Origin of the sequence: Methylobacterium hispanicum, from assembly GCF_022179285.1 — a bacterium.
Classification (GTDB): Bacteria; Pseudomonadota; Alphaproteobacteria; order Rhizobiales; family Beijerinckiaceae; genus Methylobacterium; species Methylobacterium hispanicum.
Map to the genome: position 1 here is coordinate 33,099 of NZ_BPQO01000035.1, position 21,081 is coordinate 54,179.

The window sequence follows — 21,081 nt, forward strand, 5'->3', positions numbered from 1 at the left end:
CGATGGTCCTCACTCGGCAGTCCAGTTATCGGGATCGTCTGCATCGAACCCGATGTCGTCGGCCGCCGCCGCCGGCATGGTCGCCGCCGGCACGGTCGCCGCCGCGGTGACGGGCGGTGATCGTGCCGGCTCGGCGGCGACCGAGTCGTCCTGCGCCGCGCGGACCGGGCGCCCGCCGGTCTTGCGGCCCCCCTGCCCGATGCGGGGCGCAGGCGCCGCCTGGCCGTCGGCCGCGGCCGACGGCGCGGCCTTCCTCGGGCGCCGGGTCCGCAGCCGCTCGGCCTCGTGGGCGTTCTCGTCAGCGACGTCCCAGGCCACCTCGAACATCGGGTCGTCCGCGTGCTCGCGGAACCAGTCGACGTCGGTGCTGGCCAACCGCTGCGGCTTGACGCCGGCCTTGCGGCATTCGGCGCGAAGCAGCTCCATCGCGCGGACGAGGGTCGCGCGTGCGACGCGCTGGCCCTCCAGCGTCATGCGACGCGCCGTCCGGACCACGTCGCGCCACTCGGCAAGGGAGGTGCCGTCCGCCAAGGCGTCGTCGCAGGGAACCCTGATCCACCCGGCCTCCTCGTCCACCAGGACGAGGAGGTGGCCGAGATCGGACGCATCGACCTTGACGAGGAACTCCTCGCCGAAGTGGAAGCCTTTCCTGCGGCGGACGCCCTTCAGCTCGTCCGACTGGAAGGTGAGCCCGAGGAAGGTGATCCCGTGCCGCTGGATGGTCCTCGGGACCACGAGCGCGATGAGCGGGTCGAGGTCGTCGGCCGACGGCGGCAGGCGCGTGCCGTAGCCGATCAGGTCCTGCCAGCGCTGCAGGGGCGTGCGTCCCAGCAGCCCGCCATGCTTGCGGTTGTGATAGATGTCGACGACCCAGATCGTGAAGAATTCGATGAGCTGGGCGAGGGTCAGGGCGGCTTGCCCGACGCTGTCGTAGTCGCCCCGCTCGCGCACGTCCCGGAAGGTCCGGCCCGGCAGGTAGGCGCAGAAGTCGCGCGCGATCGTGCCGAGGGCCCGCTCGACCTTGCCCTTCAGGTGGGGCTTGCGCCGGGGCATGTAGCGAAGCTCGAACCGCAGCTGCCCGGCGGCCGCCTTCATCGAGCGGGAGTGGAATTCCCGTCCGTTGTCGAGCTTGACCACCTCCGGCACGCCGAACACGGGCCAGGACGTCTCGACGCGGACGCGGGTCAGGTCCTTCGGCAGCACCGCCATGCGCAGGCAATGCATCACCGAGGTCCAGGAGGGGCGCTCTTCGCTGAGATGGAACCCGACGATCATCCGGGTGGCCGCACAGATGGCGACCGTGAGCCAGACGCGCTTGGTGCGCTTGTCCTTCCGACGCCGGTTCCGCGCCGGGGTGCCGTCGCCTTCCAGAACCAGCACGTCGAGCGGCGTGTGGTCGATCTCGACGATTTCGAGCGGCCGCGTCGCCTGAGGAGCCTTCTTGACGTGCCGGAAGGCCTGCTCCGCCTCCGCGGGGCCCTGGCGGTGATAGATCTCGTCGAACCGACTGACGTTCGCCTTCACCCAGCGCCGGATGGTCATGGCGTCGGGCACATCGAGGGGCACGGCGCGCGTCTTGTTCTCGCGCTCGACCCGGCCCTGGATGAACAGGATGACGTGGCTGAGGGGGGGGCCGTTCCGGATGAGCCAGTCCTCGCGCACCCGCTCGGCGAGGATCACCTCGACTTCCGGGTCGAGGCGGAAACCCGCCCGCCCCTTCTGGTCGTGCAACGGGATCAGCGCCGCGAGGGCCCTGCCCCCCTTGCGCCAGCGCCCGTACCAACCCTTCAGCGAGGACCCGCTCACCCGTTCGAGCGGCACGTCGTCGGGATGGGAGCCCTCGTTCTCGATGACCCGTTGCCGACGCTCCGCCGCGACGAGCTTCGCGATCTCGGCGTAGCCCTTCAGGACCTTCTTGTGGGTCCGCTCGGCGAAGCACCGGTCGCAGGCCTGCATGTAGTCGAGGCGCATCAGCGCCGCGTCCTGCTGGCGGACATCGAACGTGTCGATGGTGCGGAGGAGGTTGTCCTGGACGCCTTGGGGCAGGCCCGCGGTCGTGTCCTCCACCAGTTGAAGGCGCCTCGGCTCGCCGAAGTAGAGGTCGGCCAGCTCGGCATGGCTCTTCGTGACCGAGACCGGCCTCGCCCCGAGCGTGCGCAGGGTGACGCCGCTCGCGTCGCGCGAGAGCACCTTGTGGTAGACGCCCTCGACGATGACGAGGGCGCCCTCCTGCAGGCGGATCTGGCAAGCGCCCATGTTCAACGCCGCCCCCTCCCGGGCTCGGACACGCGCAGCCGCCCGCTGCGGCAAAGGTCCAGCATCGCGGCCTCGCTCAGGAAAAGCGTGACGGGATCGGGCCCGAGCCGGCGCAAGAGGACGCCGGCCGCGGCGCGCGCGATGGCGTGGGGGATCCCGTCGACGAGCGCGACCGCGCCGCGGTGCGTGCGGATCTGAGACCGATCTCCTGTCATGGGGCTACCTCCGGCTCGGGGAACGGCGGACAAGGGCGTGGTCGTCGAACGGTCGGCCGGGTTCGGTGAGCTCGGCTTCCCCGCGCGCGACCAGGGCGACGACGGCCCGGAAGGCGCGGGTCCCGAGGCCCGAGGCCGCTCGGAGCTCCCGGACGCGGGCCTCGCCGCCGAAGCGGTCCAGGACGACGCGGATGGTGTGCTGCTCCGCCTCGTCGACGACGAAGCTTCGCTCGCTCGCGACGAGCGCCGCGTTCGCGACCCGGAGCGCGTCGATCTCGACCTCGGTCCAGAGCTCGAAGCCGTGGTAGCCGGCCGCGATGGCGCCCGCCGCCAAGCGGGGCCGGATCTCGTCCCAGCCGAGCCTGATCACCCGCTTCAGCGGCTTGACCTCGACGCAGAGGCGCCGCCCGTCGTCGATCTCGACGGCGAAGTCCGGCGTGTAGGTGTGCCACCGGACGCCGTCGTGCCACCGGAACGGGACGGGCTCCTCCTGGTAGCGCAGGACGGCGTCGTCCTGCTCCAGGAGGAGGATGAAATCCCGCGCGAGGAGGCCCTCGTAGGCCACCATGCGGTGGCCCATGCCCGGCTTGCCGGAGGGGATCTCGCCCGTGATGCAGTCCCGCCGTCCGGTGACGATCCGGCGGGACGGATTCGGCTTGCCGACATGCCGGCTTCGCAGGGTCCGGGACATCAGGCCCCTGCCCCGGCGCCGGGCATCCGCGCGGGCGCGGCCGCCGCCCCCAGGCGGATTGGATACCGCGTCACCCCCTCCTGCCAGCGGTCCAGCGGGGTCCGCCCGTCCCGGCGCGAGCGGCCGAGGTCGTGCTGGCTGAGCCAATCCTGCACCGCGGCCATCAGGCCGTCGGCCGTCGCCACCGCGGCCCCGGTCGCGGCGAGCCATTGCCCCAGGCCCGCCGCCGGCGCGGCCCCGCCCGCGGAGGCCGCCGGGCCGAAGCGCAGCTCGATCCCGAGCGCCGCCGCGGACCGCAGGACCGATTCGCTGCGGAACCGGGGGGCGTGGTCGAGCAGGAGGGCGTCCGGGAGACCGAGGCAGAGGCGGGCGACGCCGAGCGGCTCCGGCGTGGCTGCGGCCGGCCGGGCACCGAAGAGCCCGAGGACGGCGTCGCCGTCGGGCTCCGTCGTGGAGAGCCTCGCCGCGACCGTCACGCCGCTGTAGGCGTCCCGCGCGGTCAGCAGGTGGACGCGATCCGTGTCGAGTTCCGGCAGCGCGATGTCGAGGGTCTCCTCGCCGACGACCACCTCGCCCAAGGGGTGCCCGCTCGACATGTGCAGGAACCGGAAGACCTGCCGGGCGGGCGCCGCGGATCCGCGCGCCGGCGGCCGCATGCGGGCGCGGATCATCCGGCGAAGGGTGCCGGGCGCCGGCACCTGGTCGGGCGCGCACCCGCGGGCCAGGGCCTCTTCCCGGCACCGCTGCAGCGCCGCCTGCGTCAACAGGGAGAGCGAGGGCGCCGGCCGCAGGCGGGCCTGGGCGGCGGCCTCGTCGGCCACGGACCCGATCCAGGCGGCCCAGCGGGGCCGGGCCGGCACGGACCGCCGCCGGTCGGCGAGCGCGGCCACCTGCCCGCCGCTCGTGCGGAGCAGCCGCTGCCACCGCCTGACCTGCCGCAGCGACGGCCACTTGACGTCGTCCACCTCACGGCCGACCGCCGCGAAGGCGGCCGGCACGGCATCGGCGCCGCACGCGCCGGCCGGCAGGCCTTCCAGGGCCTGCACATAGGCCAGGCGCCGTCCGGCGCGGGCGCGCTGCGCCTCCGTCAGCTCCGAGAGGGCCGGCGGATCCGCCGGGGCGAGGGAGTCGCTCTGGACGGGAAAAAGTTCGAGCTGCGTCATGACCGCGGCGGTCCTCTGAAAGCCCGTGGCGGGCGTTGATGGAAGCTGGGCGAGGCGGCCCCGGCACTCGGGCCGGGGCCGGTCGTGCGGGCTAGTCCTCGGGCGCCTGGTCGTCCCAGGCCTCGGGCGTGAACTTGCCGGTGGGGTGGCCGAGAAGGAGGCCGAGGTCGTCGTCCCACGCGTCGAAGGCGGGATCGACGAAGCGGTCGCCGGCGGGCGGCTCGCCGCCGTACTGATCGGTCAAGGGCGTTCTCCTGGGGTCGCGAGGTCGGTGGCCCGGTCGAGGGCGTCCGTCGGACGGCCCCGGCTCGGCGGCATCAGGCGGCCGGGACACCCCAAGGAGGCGACACGCGCAGGCCCTTGCTTTCACGCGCGGGAGCTGGCATACGTGTCGGGCCTCGGCGTGTGCCTCATCCGGTCGGTGCGGTAGTTTCACGGTCGCGGTCGAAAAGGCTCGGACGTCGCTTGGGCCGGGGATTCCACTCCCCTTCCCGGCGCGGTCGAGCGATACACCTGCGGTGGCTTGGTGGTTAGACGCAGGTGATCTCAAGGCGTGCGGCCCTCGGGCCGTGCGCCTTTGTCATGACTCATGGGGCGCGACCGGAGCCGGTCGCGGAGGGTCGCGCGACCGCCCACGGCGGACGCGAACCGGTCTGATCTGGCCGGGCATTGTTACTCTCCCTCGAAGTCCCGGGACGGGACTTTACTCGGTTTCGCCCTGAGACGGCTGCGCCCGGAACTGGCCGAGCGCGTACCACATCTTCGCCTTCCGGTCGTGGATTATTTTCCCATCGCGCTTAAGCTTGGTCTTGGACTTCTCCGAGGCGTCGAGCTGGTAGCCGGCTTTCCGGACGACCTCGTTCACCTCGGCGCCGGACATCCCCCGGGGGCCCGCCTTCGCCAACGCCGTGACGATCACCTTCGCGACCGGGCCGGTGACCGCGGGCAGTTGCAGGGGCTCCGCCCCCGGCCGATCCGCATCCGCGGCCGCCCGCGGGAGGGCCACGGCCGGCGCGAGGCCGGAGCGCTCCAACGTGCCGATCAGGTGGTCGATGCCGGCCAGTTCGGTGGCGATCTCGCGAAGCTTCGCGGCACCGGCCAGCATCGCCGACCGCACGGCTTCGTGCATCTCCGCCTCGGCCTGCCGGGCCTGCTCGCGCAGCCTCTCCCGCGCCTGTTGCAGTTCGGTGAGCACGACCATCCCCCACAAGGCCCGCGGGCGGTCGCGCCCAGGCCGATTTTGAAATCCTACCCGGTCGCGGACCCCGTGGCAACCGGGTGAGACCCGGCCGCAAGGCGCCTGGTTAACGGGGTCCTGCCTGACCGACCCTGCTTCCGGCCGGGTGGCTTCCCGTCCGGACCGGCCGCGCAGACCTGGCCGGGCGCGCCCGCGGGCGGCGAGCCCGGGCCGGGCGTGCCGGCGCGCTCCGGCCGTTGGCCGGGTGACTCGGCGTCACCCCGCCCGGTAGGCCGCGGCCGGACCGACCGGCTCGCGCGACATGAAGGGCTGCCCCCTGCCCTCCGCCCAGGCGAAGCCAAGCGCGGCCAGCGCCGCCGTCAGCTGCGCGTCGTCGGCGGGAGCGATCCGCAGCCCGGCCCCCTCCGCGTCCGCGATCGCGACGAGCCGCTCCAGGAAGCCTGGGCGCGGCGCCCGCCCGGCCAGGCCGCCTACGACCAGGTCCCCCTCCCCCGACAGGCCCAGCGGCAGGTCCGGCAGGTCGTCCCCCCGGGTCAGCCGGCGCATGACCCGGTGCGCGGCGGTGTCGAGCTCGGCCGGGACCGAGGCGTCCAGCAGGGTGTCGGCCGCCGCGTCGGAGACCCGCGCCGCGCCGCCGCCCGGCAGGACCGCCGCGACGGACAGCTCGATCCCGCCGGCCCGGAGGTCGAAGCGGGCCGACAGGACGAGGCGGACAGCGGTGCGCGTCACGGTGATCGCCACCGCCCCGTCGAGTCCCTCGCCCGCGGCGTAGGACGCCGGACCCACCGCCAGTCCCCGATGCCGGCGCAGCAGGCGACCCAGGGCGGGGCCGAGCTCCGCGTCGACGATGTCCCGCGCGAGCGCGTCGGCGAGGCGCCGCCGCCAAGCCGGGCCGTCGCGGTCGCTCCTCCGGGCGCCGGGGGCCGGCAGCGCCCGGAGGACCGCGGCGGCGTGGCGGAAGCGCTGCCCGGCACTCGCGCCCAGCGCCTCTCGGTAGAGCGCATCCGCGACGGCCTCGACCAGCGGCGGCAGCCCCTTGGCCAGGGCCGCCCGCAGCCGCCGGCCGGCCGAGGCGGCCTGCGCCGCCCGGCTTGCCTCGCCGGCATCCGCCATCAGCGCCGCGGCCTGCCGCGCCTCCGGCGCGACCGTGAACGCGAGCGCCTCCAGCTCGTCGGAGGCCCGGAGGACCGCCGGCAGGCAATCGAGGAAGCGGAGGGCGCGCTCGACATGCGCGCGGGCGGAGGCGCCATCCTCGGGGATCCAGCGGGCGGCCCTGAGCAGGGCATCCCGCACCTGCGCGTGATCCGCCGGCGCGAAGGCCCCGGGGAGCGCGCGCAGGAGCGCGCGGTCGGCCGCCGCGCGCGACCGCGCCAGGGGGAGGACGATCCCGTCGTCCCAGACCTGCCGGAGATCCTTCCGGATCGCCCGCCTCAGGGCCGCGATCCGGGTCGCCCGGATGCCGCCGGCCACGAACGCCGCGTGCAGGTTCTCCATCGTCGCGTCGACCGTGTGCCGGGTGGCCGGGTGCGAGAGCGTCGCGATGGTTCGCCACGCCGTCGCGAGCTCTCCCGCGTCCGTTTGCGTGGGGCTGCTTCCGGCGCGGGAGGCCGGGACGACGGGAGCGGGGTGCATGGCCGGAGGATGCCCAGGAACGCGAGCGTCCGGCCGGGCGATAGGCCGCGGGACCGCGCCAGGCCGGCGCGATGGATCCAGGGCGCTTCGATCCGGGCCGCGGACGGCGCCCGGGAATCGGGCGCACGCCCCATTGTGCGGGCCACGGAGCAAGCCACAATCGGCGCCGCCCGGGCCGTGCCGCATCCCCTGCACCGGCGCGCGCCTCAGGTCGCCTCGCCGGTGTCCCAGGACGCCCAGGAGCCCGGCAGCGACGCGGTCTCGCGGGCGAGCCGGACGAAGGTGGCGAGGTCCTCGTTGGCGTCGTCGAAGGCGCCGTCGAGCAGGGTCCACGCCTCCGGCGCGGCGAGCGCCGCGCCATCGGCGAAGCCGCGGTCGTCCGGCCCGGTCCGCCCGCGGTCCCGCGGCGAGGCCGGGTCGACGGCCGCGCCCGGGTCGCGGGCGAGACGGCCGGCGAGCCGCCCGGCGCGGCCCCGGGCGCGGTCCGGGCGGCCCCGGCCCGGCCCGGGCGAGCGCGCCGGCCCGGGCCGGCGGGGCCTGGGATTCGCCGCGCGCCCGGGCGTTGCCCTGGAGGGGGCGCCGCGGGTGTTCGCCAATGTCGTCATCGTCGTCTCCGTCGCAGCAGGATCGATGGGGTGGCGCAGGTCGGAGGGGTTGCCGGCTCACCGAGCCCCCGGCATCGCCGCGCAGGGCTGGCAGGCGGCGGGGCGTCGGCCGGGAACGCGGGGTCCGGGCCTGCGGCGCCTCGGCGGCGGCGCGCGGCGGGGCGCCCGCGCCGCTCGGGAGCCGTCGCCGCCGAGGCGCGCGAAGCTCTCGGCGAGGTCCCTGAGGCGCTCGGCGGTGGCCTGGTCCGCGGGGGAGCCGGCGGGGCTGAGCGCCTCCCCGAGGGCCGCGGCGTCGAGCCGCTGCGCGTCCGGGTCGGCCGCCGCGGCCTCCAGGACGGCCATGAGCAGGGTGCCCGACCGCAGCAGGCTGGCGGCCGGCGTGCCGGCCGCGAGGGCGGCGAGGTCCGCGCGACCGGGCGGGGCGAGGCGGACCGGGAGCGTCCGCAGCCTGCCTTCGAGGCGCCGGCATCCGGAGAGCGCGGCGGACCAGGGCAGCAGCCAGGGGGGCGGCGGGCGCCGGCCGGCCGGGGCGGCCGCGTGCGCGACGGCCCGCAGGGCCCGGGCGGCGTGGAGCGGGCTCATGCCCGTCACGACCGCCACGCCGAGGCGGGCGCGGACCCGGTCCTCGTCCAGCGCGGCGAGCGGCAGCACGAGGAAGACCTCGGACCCGCCCGCCAGGGCTGCCGCCGCGCGGTCGAGCAGGCCCTGGAGCTGCGCCGCCGCGCCGTGGGCGACCAGGGCGGGCGGGCGCCGGCCGGCCGGCGCGGCCGGGCCGGGCGCGTGCCCGGGGTAGGCCAGGACGGTGGCCGGGCGCTCGACGCGCGCGAGGGCGGCGGCGGCCAGCAACGCCGCGTGGTATCCGGACGCATCGTCCGCGAAGAACCCATAGACCATGGCGGCATCCTTTCCGGTTGCGGGCCGCTGGAGCTTCCTTCTCTGAGGAAGGCTGAATTATACCAATGGTAAAATAGACTGGCTAGATTCGGTCTTGCCTGAAAGCAGTTCACCCCACCGCAATCTCTGGCCTTGGTTAACCGAAAGCAGTCTACGCGCCCCGACGTGCGGGGATGCGGGCCGCACCACCGCCACGCTTCCGACGGCTCGGCGAGCGGGCCGCGCGGGGAGCCGCGAGCCCGGTCTTCGCCGGACGCCGATCCGTTGCCCGTCGCGTTCCCGGCGAGCCCGCCGCGCCGGCGACGGGGCGCGGGCGAGCGCTCAGGCGGTCCGGATCGACCGCCCCGGCGCGTCAGTGAGACGCGGCCCCTGGTCCGATCGGGGACGGCTCACCGCCTTGGTGACCTCCTCGAACCGCGCGCTCGCGTCGGACCAGTTCTGGGCGAAGTCGAACAGCTCGCGCAGGGCCGGCGCGATCTCCTTGTAGGCCGCCAGCGCCGCGACCAGGGCGCCGAGCGAGAGGCGGCCCTGGACGACGAGGTAGCCGCCGATCGCGAAGAAGAAGAACGGCGTGAGGTTGGAGGTGTAGTTGTAGAGCCCCTTCAGCCGGCCCTTGAGGTCGTTGATCTCGACCCGCACCCGCTCAAGCTCCTCCGCCAACCGCATCTGCCGCAGCAGGGCCGACCCGCGTGCGGGGCCGGGCGCGGCCGCGGGCGCGCGGGCGGCCTCCTCCGTGGTCAGGAGGCCGCCGAGCGCCCGGGTCGCGTGGACCCGCGCGCGCACCCTGCCGTTCAGGCGCCGCTGGAGGCGGGGCAGGACGCTGAGCTGCACCGGCAGCATCATCAGCGCGGCCAGCGCGAGGGCGGCGTTCTGGAGGAGCAGGAAGGCGACGCTGGTCACCAGCGTGCCGCCCTGCACGAGCGGCACGGCCACGAGGCTGGCCCCGAAGTAGCCGATGGGCTCGACCTCCTGGACGGCGACGGCCGCGAGCGCGGCCCGGCGCTCGGGCGAGCCTTCCCCGCGCGCCCGCCGGACGATGGCGAGGCGTAGCCGGCGCACGAGGCGCTCGTTGACGCGCCCGCGCGCCCGGTTGACCGCGTACTTGGCGAGCCCGCCCAGCGTCAGCACGGCAAGGTAGCTGGCGCACAGGGCGAACAGGAGTTCCACCTGCGAGAGGGTGAGGCCCAGGACGGTCATCTCCGGATGGCCGTCCCCGTCCGCGTCGGTGATGGCGCGGTTGATGATGTGCTTGGGGATCTCCAGGAGAAGCCACGCCGCCGGAAGGGTCAGCAGCGAGAGCAGCACGAGGCGCAGCTGGAAGCGCAGCGTCGCCCGGACGATGAAGCGCTCCAGGCGCCACCCCCGCTCGCCCTCGGACGCGCCGACCGCGGTCGGCGGCATCGGCCTCGGCCGGGCCCGCCGGCGCCGCCGCAGCCCCGCCCACCGCAGGCCGAACCGGACGATCAGCCATCCTGTCCAGGCCGGCGCGACCACGAAGACGAGCACGGCCAGGAGGTCGATCCACCAGTGGCCGTGCGGGTAGTCGAGCCCCGTGATCCGGTGGGCCAGGGCGTGGATGAAGGCTGGCGTCACCACGGGGCGCTCCGATGCCGGGATCGATCCCATCCCGTGGGGGCCGTCAGGCTTGCCCGCGCCGATGCGTGCGTGCCCGCGTCACGTCCCCGTTTCGCGTCCGGGCCTCGCCGGGGGCTCCGCCGGCCCGGCCCGGCCGGTGACGACCGGGGGATTCCCGTCCGCAGGCTCGGGCCGGGCGGCCAGGGCCGCCGCGCACGCGCCGCGGGACCGGGGCCTCCGGCAGCCGGGCGAAGCGATGCGGCGCCGCGCTCGCGCCCGGAGCTGCGCCAACCCCGGCCCGGGGGCGCGCGGCAGGCCCCGCGCGGCAGCGGGCGCGGTGCCGCCTTGACCTCCCGGCACGTGAGCGCGAACCGAGCCGCCGTCGCGCATCCGTTTCCCGCGGCCGGAGCGAGACGGGGCAAGGGCTGACGGCACGGTCCCTCGGCGGCTCGCATCGGCCTAGGTGACCCACTCCACGACGAGCGACAGCGTTGCGATCAGCAGGACGCCCCCGGCCTCGTCGCGCACCCGCGCGATCAGCGTGGTCCGGTCCTCGCCGGGCGGCAGGTCCCTGGCGAGCTCGGAAAGGGTGGCGCTGACCTCCTCCCGCACGGCCTCTCGGTCGGCGAGGTCGAGGCCGTCCCGGTCGAAGACCTTTCCGTTGGCGTCGCTGAAATCAAAGAAGTACCGCGGCATCGGCTGGATCCTCGCTCTCCGACAATGACGCCGCCTCGCGGACGAGGCGGTAACGGGCCGGCGCGGGCGTCCGGGCTCCCAATCCGGAGGCACGGCGGTTGGCATCGCCCCACAGAGCTTGCCGACGGCGCCCCTGCCCGCGGCGGCCGATGACCGGTCCCGCCGCCGTCGACATCAGGGAGGTCCCGGACGGGGGCGGGCCTGCCGCGGAGCGGGGCTGGCGGGCATGGGAGGGACGGCGCGCCCGAGTTGCACCGGCGACGCGGAGGCGTCGACCAGGGCACGGCCGGCCGTCGGCCGGGATCAGCTCAGGATGACCGGCTCGGCGACGCGGTTTCGGGGCGGCCGCGTCCGGGCGCCGCCCGCGTCAGGCGGTGCGTCTCGGCGGCCGCTCGATGCGCAGGAGGTGCGGGTCGGCGACGGCATCCTCCTGCAGCGCCCGGAGCCGCTCGGCCGGCCGAAGCCCCGATATGGCACCGGAGGCCGGCGGCGCGGGCACGGCGGCCTGGCATGCCAAGGGCGAACAGGTCGCCGGGCAGGAGGCGGCGCGCTTCTGCTGGGGCTGGTGCCGGTGGGAAGGCTTCGGCGCCACGTCGTCCGGAATGTCACCGGCCGCCTCGGCGGCCGCGGAGATCGCCTCGGCCCCCGCGCCGACGACGTCGCCATCGTCGGGCGCCGGCACGATGCCAACGCTCCATCCACCGTCGTGAGGATAGGCCGGGGGCTCCGCCACCGTCAGGTCAGCGAGGGAGGCGTGTCTCGGCGTCGTGCATTGCGCCGCCGGCGCGACGGCAATGGCCAACGCGAAAACGGACAGCACCAGGAAACGCGCGATCGCCACAGGTTCGCTGACCTCCCCCCGCCTCCCGCGGAGCATCGCACGAGCACGCAGCCCCGGCAATCCGGGACGAGCGTGCACCTCCCCCGGCCCGGAGGCGACGAACGATGGCCCGCGCTGGGTCCCGGTTGCGGTCGGCCGCATGACGCCTCGGCCGGGCCAACTGCGCCTCCCCGCGGCGCTGGCAAGACCGCCGACGGTCGGCGAAGGGACCCGCGATATGGCCTTGACCCTGTAGTGGCTACAGGGTGCATGAAGGCGGCCCTCCGGCCTGGCCCCCGGTGCCGGGCAGAGGGAGCGCCTCATGATCGCAGCGGCTCTTGCGGACCCGACGCCCGCGTCTCCCGCGGCCGCGAAGTCCCTTCGCTGCAGGACGAGGGGCATGGACAGGCCGCCCGGGACCGTTCCGGCCTGGGCCGCACCGTCCGGTCAGCCGGCGACGGCCGGGCGGATGCCCGAAACCACTTCGCGTGACCGGCGGCCCGATCCCTGAGAGCCATGCGCAAAACCGGACGCATCTCCGTGCCGACCGCGATCCGCCCGCTCCGCCTGGGCGCGTGCATGATCGCGCTTGCGCTGATCCTGGGGCTGGTCGGTCTCGCGACCGCGGCCACGGGCGGACCGGCCGAGAGGCAGGCTACCATCGCTCTCGCGGACCTGCCCGGCGTGCTGCGCGACGGAAGCCGCGAGCCTCCGGGCTGTTCCCAGGACTCCTTGCCTGGACCGGGCCTGTGCGGTGGCACCTGCGACTGCGGCTCGGGTCTCAGCCCGGCGCTCGAATGTCCCGGACGGCATCTGCTTGCCCGCCATCTTGGCGTTCCGCCGGATGCGGCGGCTTTGCCTTCGGCTGACCTGGATAAGCCGAGTAAACCACCACGACCTCGATACGTCGGTCTCTGCGGCATGCAGACGACAACCCGAACCGCTCAGCCAAATCATGGGTACGTATCGAGGTTCGCAATGGAGCGACGAGCGTTTGGCCGCCAATCAAGCCGGCGGCGAGCATCCGAACAGGTTCCATCCCGGCAGGGACACCCCATCCAAGTCCCGCTTCCGATGGGGATGCCGACGAATTTGGATCCACTGATCTATGGAGCTGCGACGAATATCGCTCGCGACGTCAGGGACGGCGGCCTGACGAGGTGCCGGTCCGCGGAAGGCAGCACCGCGGCGAAGATCGAAGCCCTTCTGAACTATCTGGAAGGCGTCGTCTTCAGGCATGGCGACGCTGCGGTCGACGGCCTGGTCGCGGACGCTCCGGGCGGACGCTTGCCGGTCGCCTGCAGGACGGGATGCGCCTGGTGCTGCCACCAGGATGTCGACGTGTCCATCCCGGAAGCGATCCTGATCGCGCGCAGGAGAGACGCGGCGCACGGCCCCGAAGGCCGGCCGTCGGGCGCACCCGCGCATCGACCGGCTCCCCTCCGCGTCGTCGGCCGGTCGCGCGCGGGCCTGCCGTGCCCGCTGTTGAGCGAGGAGAAAACCTGCTCGGTCTACGCGGTGCGACCGTTCGCATGTCGTACGTTGCTGTCCTCCGATGCCGTGCTGTGCGAAGACGCCTTGAAATCGGCGGTTTCCGGAAAAGCCGACGTCTACATGAAGTCCTATGGCGTCCTCCAACTTGTCGGATGCGCCCATCGGGCGGGCATCAACGCGATCACGAGAGAACTCGGTCTTCAACACGACGACGTGAGCCTCGTGTCGGCCCTGTCCCAGATCAGCGACGACAAGGACACCGTTGAGCGCTGGATGGCGGGCGCGAGGGTGTTCACGCCGAGAGCCGGTCCTTGACGGCAGCTCTGCCTCCCGAGCCCCGGCTTCCGGGCGTGGACGGCTTGGTGCCGCTGACTCGCCGGCCGAACGGCGCACGCATGACGGACAAGGGCCGAGATCTCCGCGCCGCGGCGGTCGGCCGTGCGGAACGGAGGTGTCCCGCGCCGGGCCGCCCGTTTTTGGGCGGAAATCCGGGACTCTCCGGGACGGCAACTCGGGTGACGGTCGGCGCCGCAAGGCCGAAGGGGAGGATGGTGTGACGGGGGATGAGGGATGAGACGGTTCCTGATGCTGGTCGCACTCGCGGTGCTGGCAGCCCTGCCGGGTGTGGGGATCCGCCTGACCGGCCTGCAGGTCGGTCCCATCGGCGAGATGGTGGCGTTCGGCGCCGCGATCCTGTCGGCCGGGTTCCTGCTCTCGTGGGGCGCGGAGGCGGCCGAACGCCACGTCTCCTTGGGCCTGATCGTCGCCGTCGTGGCCCTGGTGACCGTGCTGCCCGAATACGCGGTCGATCTCTACTACGCCTACCAGGCCGGCAAGGCGGGCCCGGACTCCCAGTACGTCCACTACGCCGCGGCCAACATGACCGGCGCCAACCGCCTCCTGGTCGGGCTGGCGTGGCCGTTGCTGGTCGCGCTGCACTGGCTGAAGGGGGGCGGGCGCGCCATCGCGCTGACGCGGAGCAACGCGGTCGAGATCGTCGTCCTGCTCGTCGCCAGCCTCTACGCCTTCCTGATCGTGCTGAAGGACACGATCACGCTGCTCGACTTCGCCGTGCTCGTCGCGATCTTCGCGGCCTATGTCTGGCGCGTGCGCGGCGGGTCCGAGGCCGAGGAGGACGAGGGCGAGGAGCCCGGCCCGGCCGCCGCCCTCAACGCGCTGACGCCCGCCGCCCAGTGGGCGTCCATGGCTGCGCTGACGGTGGTCGCCTGCGGGATCATCCTGGTCTCGGCCGAGCCCTTCGCGGAGGCGATGGTCGGCTCGGGCCGGCTGCTGGGCCTCAACGAGTTCCTGCTGATCCAGTGGCTGGCGCCGCTGGCGAGCGAGGCCCCGGCCGTCACCGTCGCGATCCTGTTCGTGGTCGCGGGGCGCGCCGCCAGCGGCCTCGCCGCCTTGGTGAGCGACAAGATCAACCAGTGGACGCTGCTCGTCGGCATGCTGCCCCTGGCGATGAGCGTCGGCGCGGGTTCGTTGACGGCCTTGCCGCTCGACGCGCGCCAGGCCGAGGAGTTCTTCCTGACCGCGGCGCAGTCGCTGTTCGCCCTGGCGCTGCTCCTGCGCCTGCGCCTGGGGCTCTGGTCCGCCCTCGCCCTGGCCGGCCTCTTCGGCATCCAGGTCGGACTGGCGTTCTGGTACCGGGAGGACGAGGCGCGCACCGTCGCGACGCTGACCGCCCTCGCCTGGGTCTATCTGGGGCTCGCCGCCGTCCTGTTCGTCCTGAACGGCCGCCGCCTGCTCGAAGTCGTGCGCGTCGCCGTCTCGGTGGCGCCGTCCGTCGGGCCACGCGCGCCCGGGGCGGCCGAGGCGACCGAGGGACGCCGGTGAGGCCCGCCGCGCGTGCCGCGCCCGAAGCGGGCCGCGCCCTGCCCGCGGCACGCCGGCCCGGGGCGGATCGGGGCGGCAGGCCGTCCCCTCTTGCCCCTGCGCCCTGCGCGCCGTCCCGGGCCGGCGCCGCCGCGGCGGAGCCGGCCCACGCGCGCAACCGGCCTTCGCGGCCAGCCACGCCGCCCGGATCACCTCCCGCATCATGCTCTTCCCGGACGCGCTTGCCTTCGACGGCGCGGCGCGAGCCCTGGGAGGCGGCGGACGGCGGGCGCGCCGCGACATGGGGGCGACGGGAGACCGCCTCCCTCGGCCGACCGCGGCGCGGCTGCGCGCAGGGCGTCGGCATCGGGGGGCGCGACACCCAACCAAATCCGGAGGCCCGGGATGGGCAGCAAGAAGATGGCGCGGCAGACGGCGCGCTGGAGCACGGGAGCCCGTGGCGGTCGCCGCCGCGTGAGGCGGTGGGTTCGGGCCGCCGCGCGGCGCGATCTGATCCTGCTGATGGCGGCCATCCTCGCCGCGGCGACCCTCCTGCTGGTCGCCTCGGGATGAGCGACGGTGGCGCGGGCCGGACGGGCGGCGGGGACTGGGTGCGAGCGGGCGGAGGACGGACATGCGGCAGCGTCGGAATCGGGCGGGTGACGGGACCTCGTCGGGCGCGGTCCCGTCGGCGGCGCTGCCGGCGCTGCGGCGGGCGGCCGAGGCCCTGAACGCCGGCCGTCTCGACGAGGCCGAGCACCAGGCCCGGTCGGTGCTCGCGGCCCGCCCCCATGAGCCCACCGCCCTCGACGTGCTCGGCTGCGTCGCCTTGAACCGGGGCCGGCCCGAGGAGGCGCTGGCCCACTTCGAGCGGGTGCGTGCGACGCGGTCCAAGGATCCGCTGCTGCAGTTCAACCTCGGCGAGGCGCACCGGCAGACCGGCGCGCCGGGCTCGGCCCTGCGCCACTTCCGGAAGGCCGCCGAGCTCCGCCCCGATTTCGCCGAGGCGCATGGCCAGGCGGGCGAGATGCTGCGCGCGCTCGGGCGCTTCACGGAGGCCGCCAAGGCCTACCAGAGCGCCTTGATGCTGAAGCCGGAGCTCGCCCACTGCCTGGCGGGCTTCGCGCTCCTGCTGGTGCGGGAGGGCGAGTTCGGCCAAGCCGTGCCCTTCTTCGAGGCCGCGCTCCGGGCCACCCCCGTCACGATGGCGCCGGCGCGGGCGCCGCTCTGGGCCAATCTCGGGAGCGCCCGCCTCCGGGCCGGCGAGACGCTCGCGGGCCTCTCGGCCCTCGCGGAGGCCGTCGCCTGCGCGCCGGACCAGCCCGGCTTCCCGCGCCTGCTCGCCCGCGAGCTCCTGCACCTCGGCGCGGTGCCGGCGGGACCACGTTTCCGGGCGGTGCTGATCGCCCTGTTCGGGCGGGCCGACGTCGACCCGCGCCTGCTCGCCACCGCGGCCGTCGCGGCGCTGCGGCAGGATGCGGCCGTCGACGGCCTGCTCGCCCGGTTGGCGGCCGATCCCCCGCGTGCCCGCGAGACCGTCGCCGAAGCCGATGCGGTCGTCCGCGCCCTGCTGGACGACGCGCTGTTCCGCGCGCTCCTCGCCGCCGCCCCCATTCCCGATCTCGGGCTTGAGCTCCTGCTGACGGAGGTGCGGCGAAGCCTGCTCCTGGCGGCGCGGGAGGGGGCGCCGCCCGCACCGGACCTCACCCTCGCCTGCGCCCTGGCGCGCCAGTGCTTCCTCAACGAGTACCTCTACTGCACCGACGAGCAGGAGGAGGTCGCCCTGGCGGCCCTGTGCGCGGGCTTCGGTCGAGCCGAGGCCGACGCGGGCGCGGCGGATTGGCGCCGGGTCGCCATCGCGGCCTGCTACCTGCCGCTGCATCGCACGGCCGCGGCCCGCCTCGACCTCGCCAAGGCCCCGCCCGCCCTGCGCGCCCTCGTGCGCGAGCAGGTCGAGGAGCCGGCCCAGGAGCGCGCCCTCGCGGACAGCCTGGTCCCGCTCAGGCCGGTGCGCGACGCCGTGTCCCTCCTGGTCCAGGCCCAGTACGAGGAGAACCCCTATCCGCGCTGGTCGCGCGCCCTGCTCGGGACCCCGCGTCCCTTGCGCGAGCGGGTCCACCTCGCGCTGCCGCACCTCGGCGCGGACGAGATGCCGGCGGTCGAGCGGCCACGCGTCCTCGTCGCGGGGTGCGGGACCGGCATCCAGACCATGCGGCTCGTGCAGTCGGTCGCGGACGCCTCGGTGCTCGCGGTCGACCTGAGCCGCAGCAGCCTGGCCTACGGCATGCGCAAGCTGGCGGAATACGGGATCGGGTCGGTCCGGCACCTGCAGGCCGACATCCTCGACCTCGCCAACCTGGGCGAGCGCTTCGACCTGATCGAGAGCTTCGGCGTGCTCCACCACATGCGCGAGCCCTTGCAGGGCTTGCGCGTCCTCTCGGGGCTGCTCGCGCCGGGCGGCCTGCTCTTCCTCGGGCTCTACAGCGAGATCGCGCGCGCCAGCGTCGTCGCGGGGCGCGCCCTGGTCGCGGAGCGCGCGCTCGCGCCGACCCCGGCCGGCGTGCGGGCGGGCCGGCGTGCCGTCATGGCCGGGGCCGTGGCGCAGCCGGACCTCGGCATGCTGCTCAGCCCCGCCTCCGACTTCTGGACCCTGTCGGAATGCCGCGACCTCATCTTCCACGTCGAGGAGCACCGTTTCACGCTGCCCGGGATCGGCGCGATGCTGGAGGCCTGCGGGCTGGAATTTTTGGGCCTGGAGCCCGAACGCCCGTCGGACCGGACCCGGTTCGCGGCCGAGCATCCGGACCCGGCCGCGGCGCGCTCGCCGGCGGCGTGGCACGGTTTCGAGACCCGCCATCCCGACACCTTCGGCGGCACCTATCGGATCTGGGCGCGGCAGGCGCGCCAGGGCCGGACCGGTTCGCGCTGACTTCCGATCCCGGGGGGCATCATTCGCTGTGCCCGGCCCCGCCCGTGCCGGCCGGCCCTCCCCCCGGCTCGGTGCCGGCGCCCCGGTCCTGCGACGCGGCGGTCCGCGGCTTGCGCTTCAAGGGCGTCAGGAGGGCGAGGACCAGGAAGTTGGACAGGGCCGGGATGAGGCCAAGGTCGTAGTAGCCGAAGCCGACGGCCGCCCCGATCACGCCCACGTTCCACAGGCTCGCCGCGGTCGCGGTGCCGTGCACGTTGTCGCCCCCCTTCAGGATGGCGCCACCGCCGATGAAGCCGATGCCGGTGATGAGTCCCTGGAGGATGCGCGCCTGCTCCGGCGTGCGCGCGCCGAGGAGCTCGCTGGCGAGCAGGATGAAGCCGCAGCTGGCGATGGCGACGATGGGGAAGGTGCGCAATCCGGCGCTGCGCGCCTCGCGCTCGCGGTTCCAGCCGAGCGGGAATGCGAACGCGAAGGCGAGGCCCAGCCGCACCAAGTGGTTGGGAAGGTCTCCCCAGATGCCCCAGTACGAACCCATGATCCCTCGCCGGTGTGAGAACGCCCCGATGGTCCGTCCGCGCGTCGTGCCGCCGTTCCGAGGCGGGCCGCCAGCGGCGCGCCGACGGTGATCCTCGCGCCTGACGGAACCTTCCCGGAGCGGCCCGCATCAGGGCGAGCGGGGTCCGGTCGGCTCGGCGTCGCGCCTCGTTACGCCCTGACGGTCCGGCGCGCTGCTCCCGGGGTCGAGTTCCGTCACCTCCCAGTCGTCGCCGACGTTCTGGCAGGCCGTGCCGCGGATCCTGGCGGTGCGCTGCGCCTCTTCCACGGTGGCCAGGAAGGCGCGGCAGATCCGCCCCGCGCGTACGACCGGCGCGGCGGTCGGCACGACGCTGCCCTTCCGCCCGCTCGCCGGGTTGTCCCACCGGATGCGCAGGCCGTTCCCGCTGGGTTCCAACGCGAGGCCGAGGATGCCGCGCGCCCGGCGCCAATCCTCCGGGTCGAGCCCCGGGAACGCCAGGGGCGCCGTGCGCTTCGGGTCCTGCCCCGGCACGCCGGGAGAACCGTCGGCAGGCCGGGAGATCGGCAGCGAGATCGCGCAGGCCGGCAGCGCCAGGATCAGGAGCGCGGCGCCGGCGCGGGACAGGGGACGTGCGGTTGGCCGGAGCCGGGGATGGGACATGACGGTGCGCTCGGCGGTGTCTGGCGAAGGCGGGGGCGGGTCGGGGCGCGCCGGCGGTCCCGGACCGCCCGGCAGCCCCGGCCAGGGATGAGCGGGCGGCCCCGGGGCGCGGACCTGGCGGCGGAAGGTCTTCCGTCCCATCAGCGGCCATCCGGTGTGCGCACGCCGGACCAGAGGTCCTTGACCTGATCGAAGTGCGTCTTCGGGCTGTAGGCCGCCACCGGCACCGCGATGAAGCGGGCGGTCAGGCGCCCGATCTGCTGCACGACGCCGTAGGAGAACACCACGCGGTTGCGCTGGGCCTGGATCAGCTGCACGCGGGCGTTCAGGAGCTCCTGCTGCGCGTTCAGCACGTCGAGGGTGGTGCGCTGGCCGACGCGGGCCTCCTCGCGCACCCCGTCGAGCGCGACCTCGTTCGCCTGGACCTGCGCCTGCGAGGCGATGACCTGGGCCTTGGCGGCCTCCAGCTGGCCCCAGGCCGAGACCACGGCGGCGCGGATCTGGTCGCGCAGGAACTCGACCTGCAGGCGCGTCTGGCCCACGAGCTCCTTGGCCTGCCGGATCTGCGCGTATTCCGATCCGCCTTGATAGATCGGGACCGTGATGCGGCCCACGATCGAGGCGGTGCGGCCGTTGTCGCCGGGCTGCTCCTGGTCGTAGCGCTGGGCGACCTGGCCGGTCAGGCCGACCTGCGGGTAGAGCCGGCCCTCCAGCACCTTCACCTGCGCCTCGGCGGCATCGACCGCGTGCAGCGCCGAGGCGATCTGCGGGTTTTCCTTGAGGCCGATCTCGACCGCGGCGTCGAGGTTGCCCGGCACGGGGCGGTCAAGCGGGCGGCCCGGCGAGAGCTGGCGCGGCTCCACGCCGATGACCCGGCGATAGATGCCGATGCTGGCGCCCAGCTGCGACTCCGCCGCGCTCACCTGCGAGCGGGCGAGCGCGAGGCGCGCCTCCGCCTGGGCGACGTCGGTCCGGGTCAACGCGCCGACCTGGAAGCGGAAGGCCGTCTGGCGGAGCTGCTCCTGCAGGACGGCGACGTTGTTGCGGTTCAGCTCCAGCGTCGCGGTATTCTGAAGCACGTCCATGTAGGACTGGACCGCACTGAACAGGGTCGTCGTCTCGGTGAGGCGCAGGCTCTCGCGCTGGCCGAGCACGGTCGATTCCGCGCGCCGGGTGTTGTTGTCGGTCTGGAAACCGTTGAACAGCGTCTGGTTGACGGTCAGGCCGGCGCCGCCCGGCAGGGCGGTCCGCGCGAAGCGTTCCCCGCCCTCGACGCCCTTCTGTCGCTCGACCCCGATGTCGGCGTCGAGGCGGATCGTGGGGCGGTAGCCCGCCCGGGCCTGCACGATCTCCTCGTCCGTCGCGCGCAGGCCCGCCCGGGCGGCGTTCAGCTCCGGGTTCGCGCGGAAGGCGCGCGCGAGGGCACCCTCCAGGGTCTCGGCCCGCGCGCCCCCGGTGGCGCCGGCCAGAAGGAGCGCGGCGCACAGGCTGCAGGCCGCGCGGGTCCGCCGCGATCGGGCGCTCGGCGACGGGGAGGAAGGCCGGCGGGCACCGTGCGCCCCTGGCCGGGCGGAGGTTTCGGCGCCGGCACGACCCGGTGAACCTGCGGGTCTGGGCGCCCGGGCGGGGCGGACCGCCGCGGCGGACCATGGCCCGGCCGGATCCGACCCGCGCGACGGCTCCGGCGTACCGCCCTGCCGAGGCTCGGCTGCGCGGCGTCCCCGACCCGCGGCGAGCGCCGAGGCCTGGCCCGCACGAGCGAGCGAGCGGGAACGCGCCGGCACGCGGCGCCGCGCCCGGGAAGACCGCCGGTTCGGGGTCGATGATGAGGGGAACGGGCATCGCCCACCCTGCGAGATGCTGCCACATGCCGCCCCGTCGCATCGACGGGACCCGCGCCGCGCAGGGCGGGCGC

General features: G+C 74.7%; 19 protein-coding genes. 4 read left to right on the forward strand and 15 right to left on the reverse strand.

Going from position 1 to position 21,081, the window contains the following annotated elements; translation table 11 throughout:
* Window positions 1-9 precede the first annotated feature (9 nt).
* From MFF56_RS27700 to MFF56_RS27755, 12 genes are all read right to left on the reverse strand, one after another.
* Window positions 10-2,256 (reverse strand): TnsB C-terminal domain-containing protein, encoded by a 2,247-nt coding sequence (locus tag MFF56_RS27700; RefSeq protein WP_082222805.1) that lies wholly within the window; start codon window positions 2,254-2,256, stop codon window positions 10-12.
* 2 nt (window positions 2,257-2,258) lie between these two features.
* Window positions 2,259-2,471, reverse strand: coding sequence for a hypothetical protein (locus tag MFF56_RS27705; RefSeq protein WP_066927220.1), 213 nt, complete (start codon window positions 2,469-2,471; stop codon window positions 2,259-2,261).
* Between the two features lie 4 nt (window positions 2,472-2,475).
* Window positions 2,476-3,162: a TnsA endonuclease N-terminal domain-containing protein gene (locus MFF56_RS27710; RefSeq protein WP_012752999.1), complete on the reverse strand. Its 687-nt coding sequence runs from the start codon at window positions 3,160-3,162 to the stop codon at window positions 2,476-2,478.
* Window positions 3,162-4,325 carry a hypothetical protein gene (locus MFF56_RS27715; protein WP_066927218.1) on the reverse strand — a complete coding sequence of 388 codons (1,164 nt, stop codon included), beginning with the start codon at window positions 4,323-4,325 and terminating at the stop codon, window positions 3,162-3,164. Before MFF56_RS27715 ends, MFF56_RS27710 begins: the two co-directional genes overlap by 1 nt.
* A gap of 91 nt (window positions 4,326-4,416) precedes the next feature.
* Entirely contained in the window at window positions 4,417-4,569 is a 153-nt protein-coding gene (locus tag MFF56_RS27720; protein WP_009863639.1) for a hypothetical protein, read from the reverse strand.
* Window positions 4,570-5,028: 459 nt separating this feature from the next.
* Entirely contained in the window at window positions 5,029-5,526 is a 498-nt protein-coding gene (locus MFF56_RS27725) for a hypothetical protein (protein WP_012752997.1), read from the reverse strand.
* Window positions 5,527-5,778: 252 nt separating this feature from the next.
* The gene (locus tag MFF56_RS27730; RefSeq protein WP_238231845.1) at window positions 5,779-7,017 is read right to left on the reverse strand and encodes a hypothetical protein; all 1,239 of its coding nucleotides are present in this window, start codon (window positions 7,015-7,017) and stop codon (window positions 5,779-5,781) included.
* A gap of 344 nt (window positions 7,018-7,361) precedes the next feature.
* Entirely contained in the window at window positions 7,362-7,760 is a 399-nt protein-coding gene (locus MFF56_RS27735; RefSeq protein ID WP_153874033.1) for a hypothetical protein, read from the reverse strand.
* Window positions 7,761-7,817: 57 nt separating this feature from the next.
* On the reverse strand, window positions 7,818-8,654 hold the full coding sequence (locus tag MFF56_RS27740; protein WP_153874034.1) for a hypothetical protein: 837 nt from the start codon (window positions 8,652-8,654) through the stop codon (window positions 7,818-7,820).
* A gap of 321 nt (window positions 8,655-8,975) precedes the next feature.
* Complete coding sequence (locus MFF56_RS27745) at window positions 8,976-10,250, reverse strand: multidrug ABC transporter ATPase (protein WP_082773369.1); 1,275 nt, start codon at window positions 10,248-10,250, stop codon at window positions 8,976-8,978.
* Window positions 10,251-10,688: 438 nt separating this feature from the next.
* A complete protein-coding gene (locus MFF56_RS27750; RefSeq protein ID WP_009862913.1) occupies window positions 10,689-10,925 on the reverse strand; it encodes a DUF6894 family protein in 237 nt (78 codons plus the stop codon).
* A 367-nt stretch (window positions 10,926-11,292) separates the two neighbouring features.
* Complete coding sequence (locus MFF56_RS27755) at window positions 11,293-11,766, reverse strand: hypothetical protein (protein ID WP_012752991.1); 474 nt, start codon at window positions 11,764-11,766, stop codon at window positions 11,293-11,295.
* Window positions 11,767-12,837: 1,071 nt separating this feature from the next.
* Between MFF56_RS27755 and MFF56_RS27760 the strand changes: the two genes are divergently transcribed.
* The 4 genes from MFF56_RS27760 to MFF56_RS27775 all read left to right on the forward strand — a co-directional run bounded on the left by MFF56_RS27760 (window position 12,838) and on the right by MFF56_RS27775 (window position 17,989).
* A complete protein-coding gene (locus tag MFF56_RS27760) occupies window positions 12,838-13,554 on the forward strand; it encodes a YkgJ family cysteine cluster protein (RefSeq protein WP_158022374.1) in 717 nt (238 codons plus the stop codon).
* Between the two features lie 255 nt (window positions 13,555-13,809).
* Entirely contained in the window at window positions 13,810-15,081 is a 1,272-nt protein-coding gene (locus tag MFF56_RS27765) for a calcium:cation antiporter family protein (RefSeq protein WP_012752990.1), read from the forward strand.
* A gap of 384 nt (window positions 15,082-15,465) precedes the next feature.
* Complete coding sequence (locus MFF56_RS27770) at window positions 15,466-15,633, forward strand: hypothetical protein (RefSeq protein WP_012752988.1); 168 nt, start codon at window positions 15,466-15,468, stop codon at window positions 15,631-15,633.
* 61 nt (window positions 15,634-15,694) lie between these two features.
* The gene (locus MFF56_RS27775; protein WP_012752987.1) at window positions 15,695-17,989 is read left to right on the forward strand and encodes a class I SAM-dependent methyltransferase; all 2,295 of its coding nucleotides are present in this window, start codon (window positions 15,695-15,697) and stop codon (window positions 17,987-17,989) included.
* Between the two features lie 19 nt (window positions 17,990-18,008).
* On the opposite strand, the gene MFF56_RS27780 is transcribed toward MFF56_RS27775, so the two are convergent.
* From MFF56_RS27780 to MFF56_RS27790, 3 genes are all read right to left on the reverse strand, one after another.
* Complete coding sequence (locus MFF56_RS27780; RefSeq protein WP_050772665.1) at window positions 18,009-18,524, reverse strand: MgtC/SapB family protein; 516 nt, start codon at window positions 18,522-18,524, stop codon at window positions 18,009-18,011.
* A 129-nt stretch (window positions 18,525-18,653) separates the two neighbouring features.
* Entirely contained in the window at window positions 18,654-19,166 is a 513-nt protein-coding gene (locus MFF56_RS27785) for an RT0821/Lpp0805 family surface protein (protein WP_066923538.1), read from the reverse strand.
* A 140-nt stretch (window positions 19,167-19,306) separates the two neighbouring features.
* Window positions 19,307-20,653, reverse strand: a complete 1,347-nt coding sequence (locus MFF56_RS27790) for a TolC family outer membrane protein (protein WP_066923544.1) — start codon at window positions 20,651-20,653, stop codon at window positions 19,307-19,309.
* Window positions 20,654-21,081 lie beyond the last annotated feature (428 nt).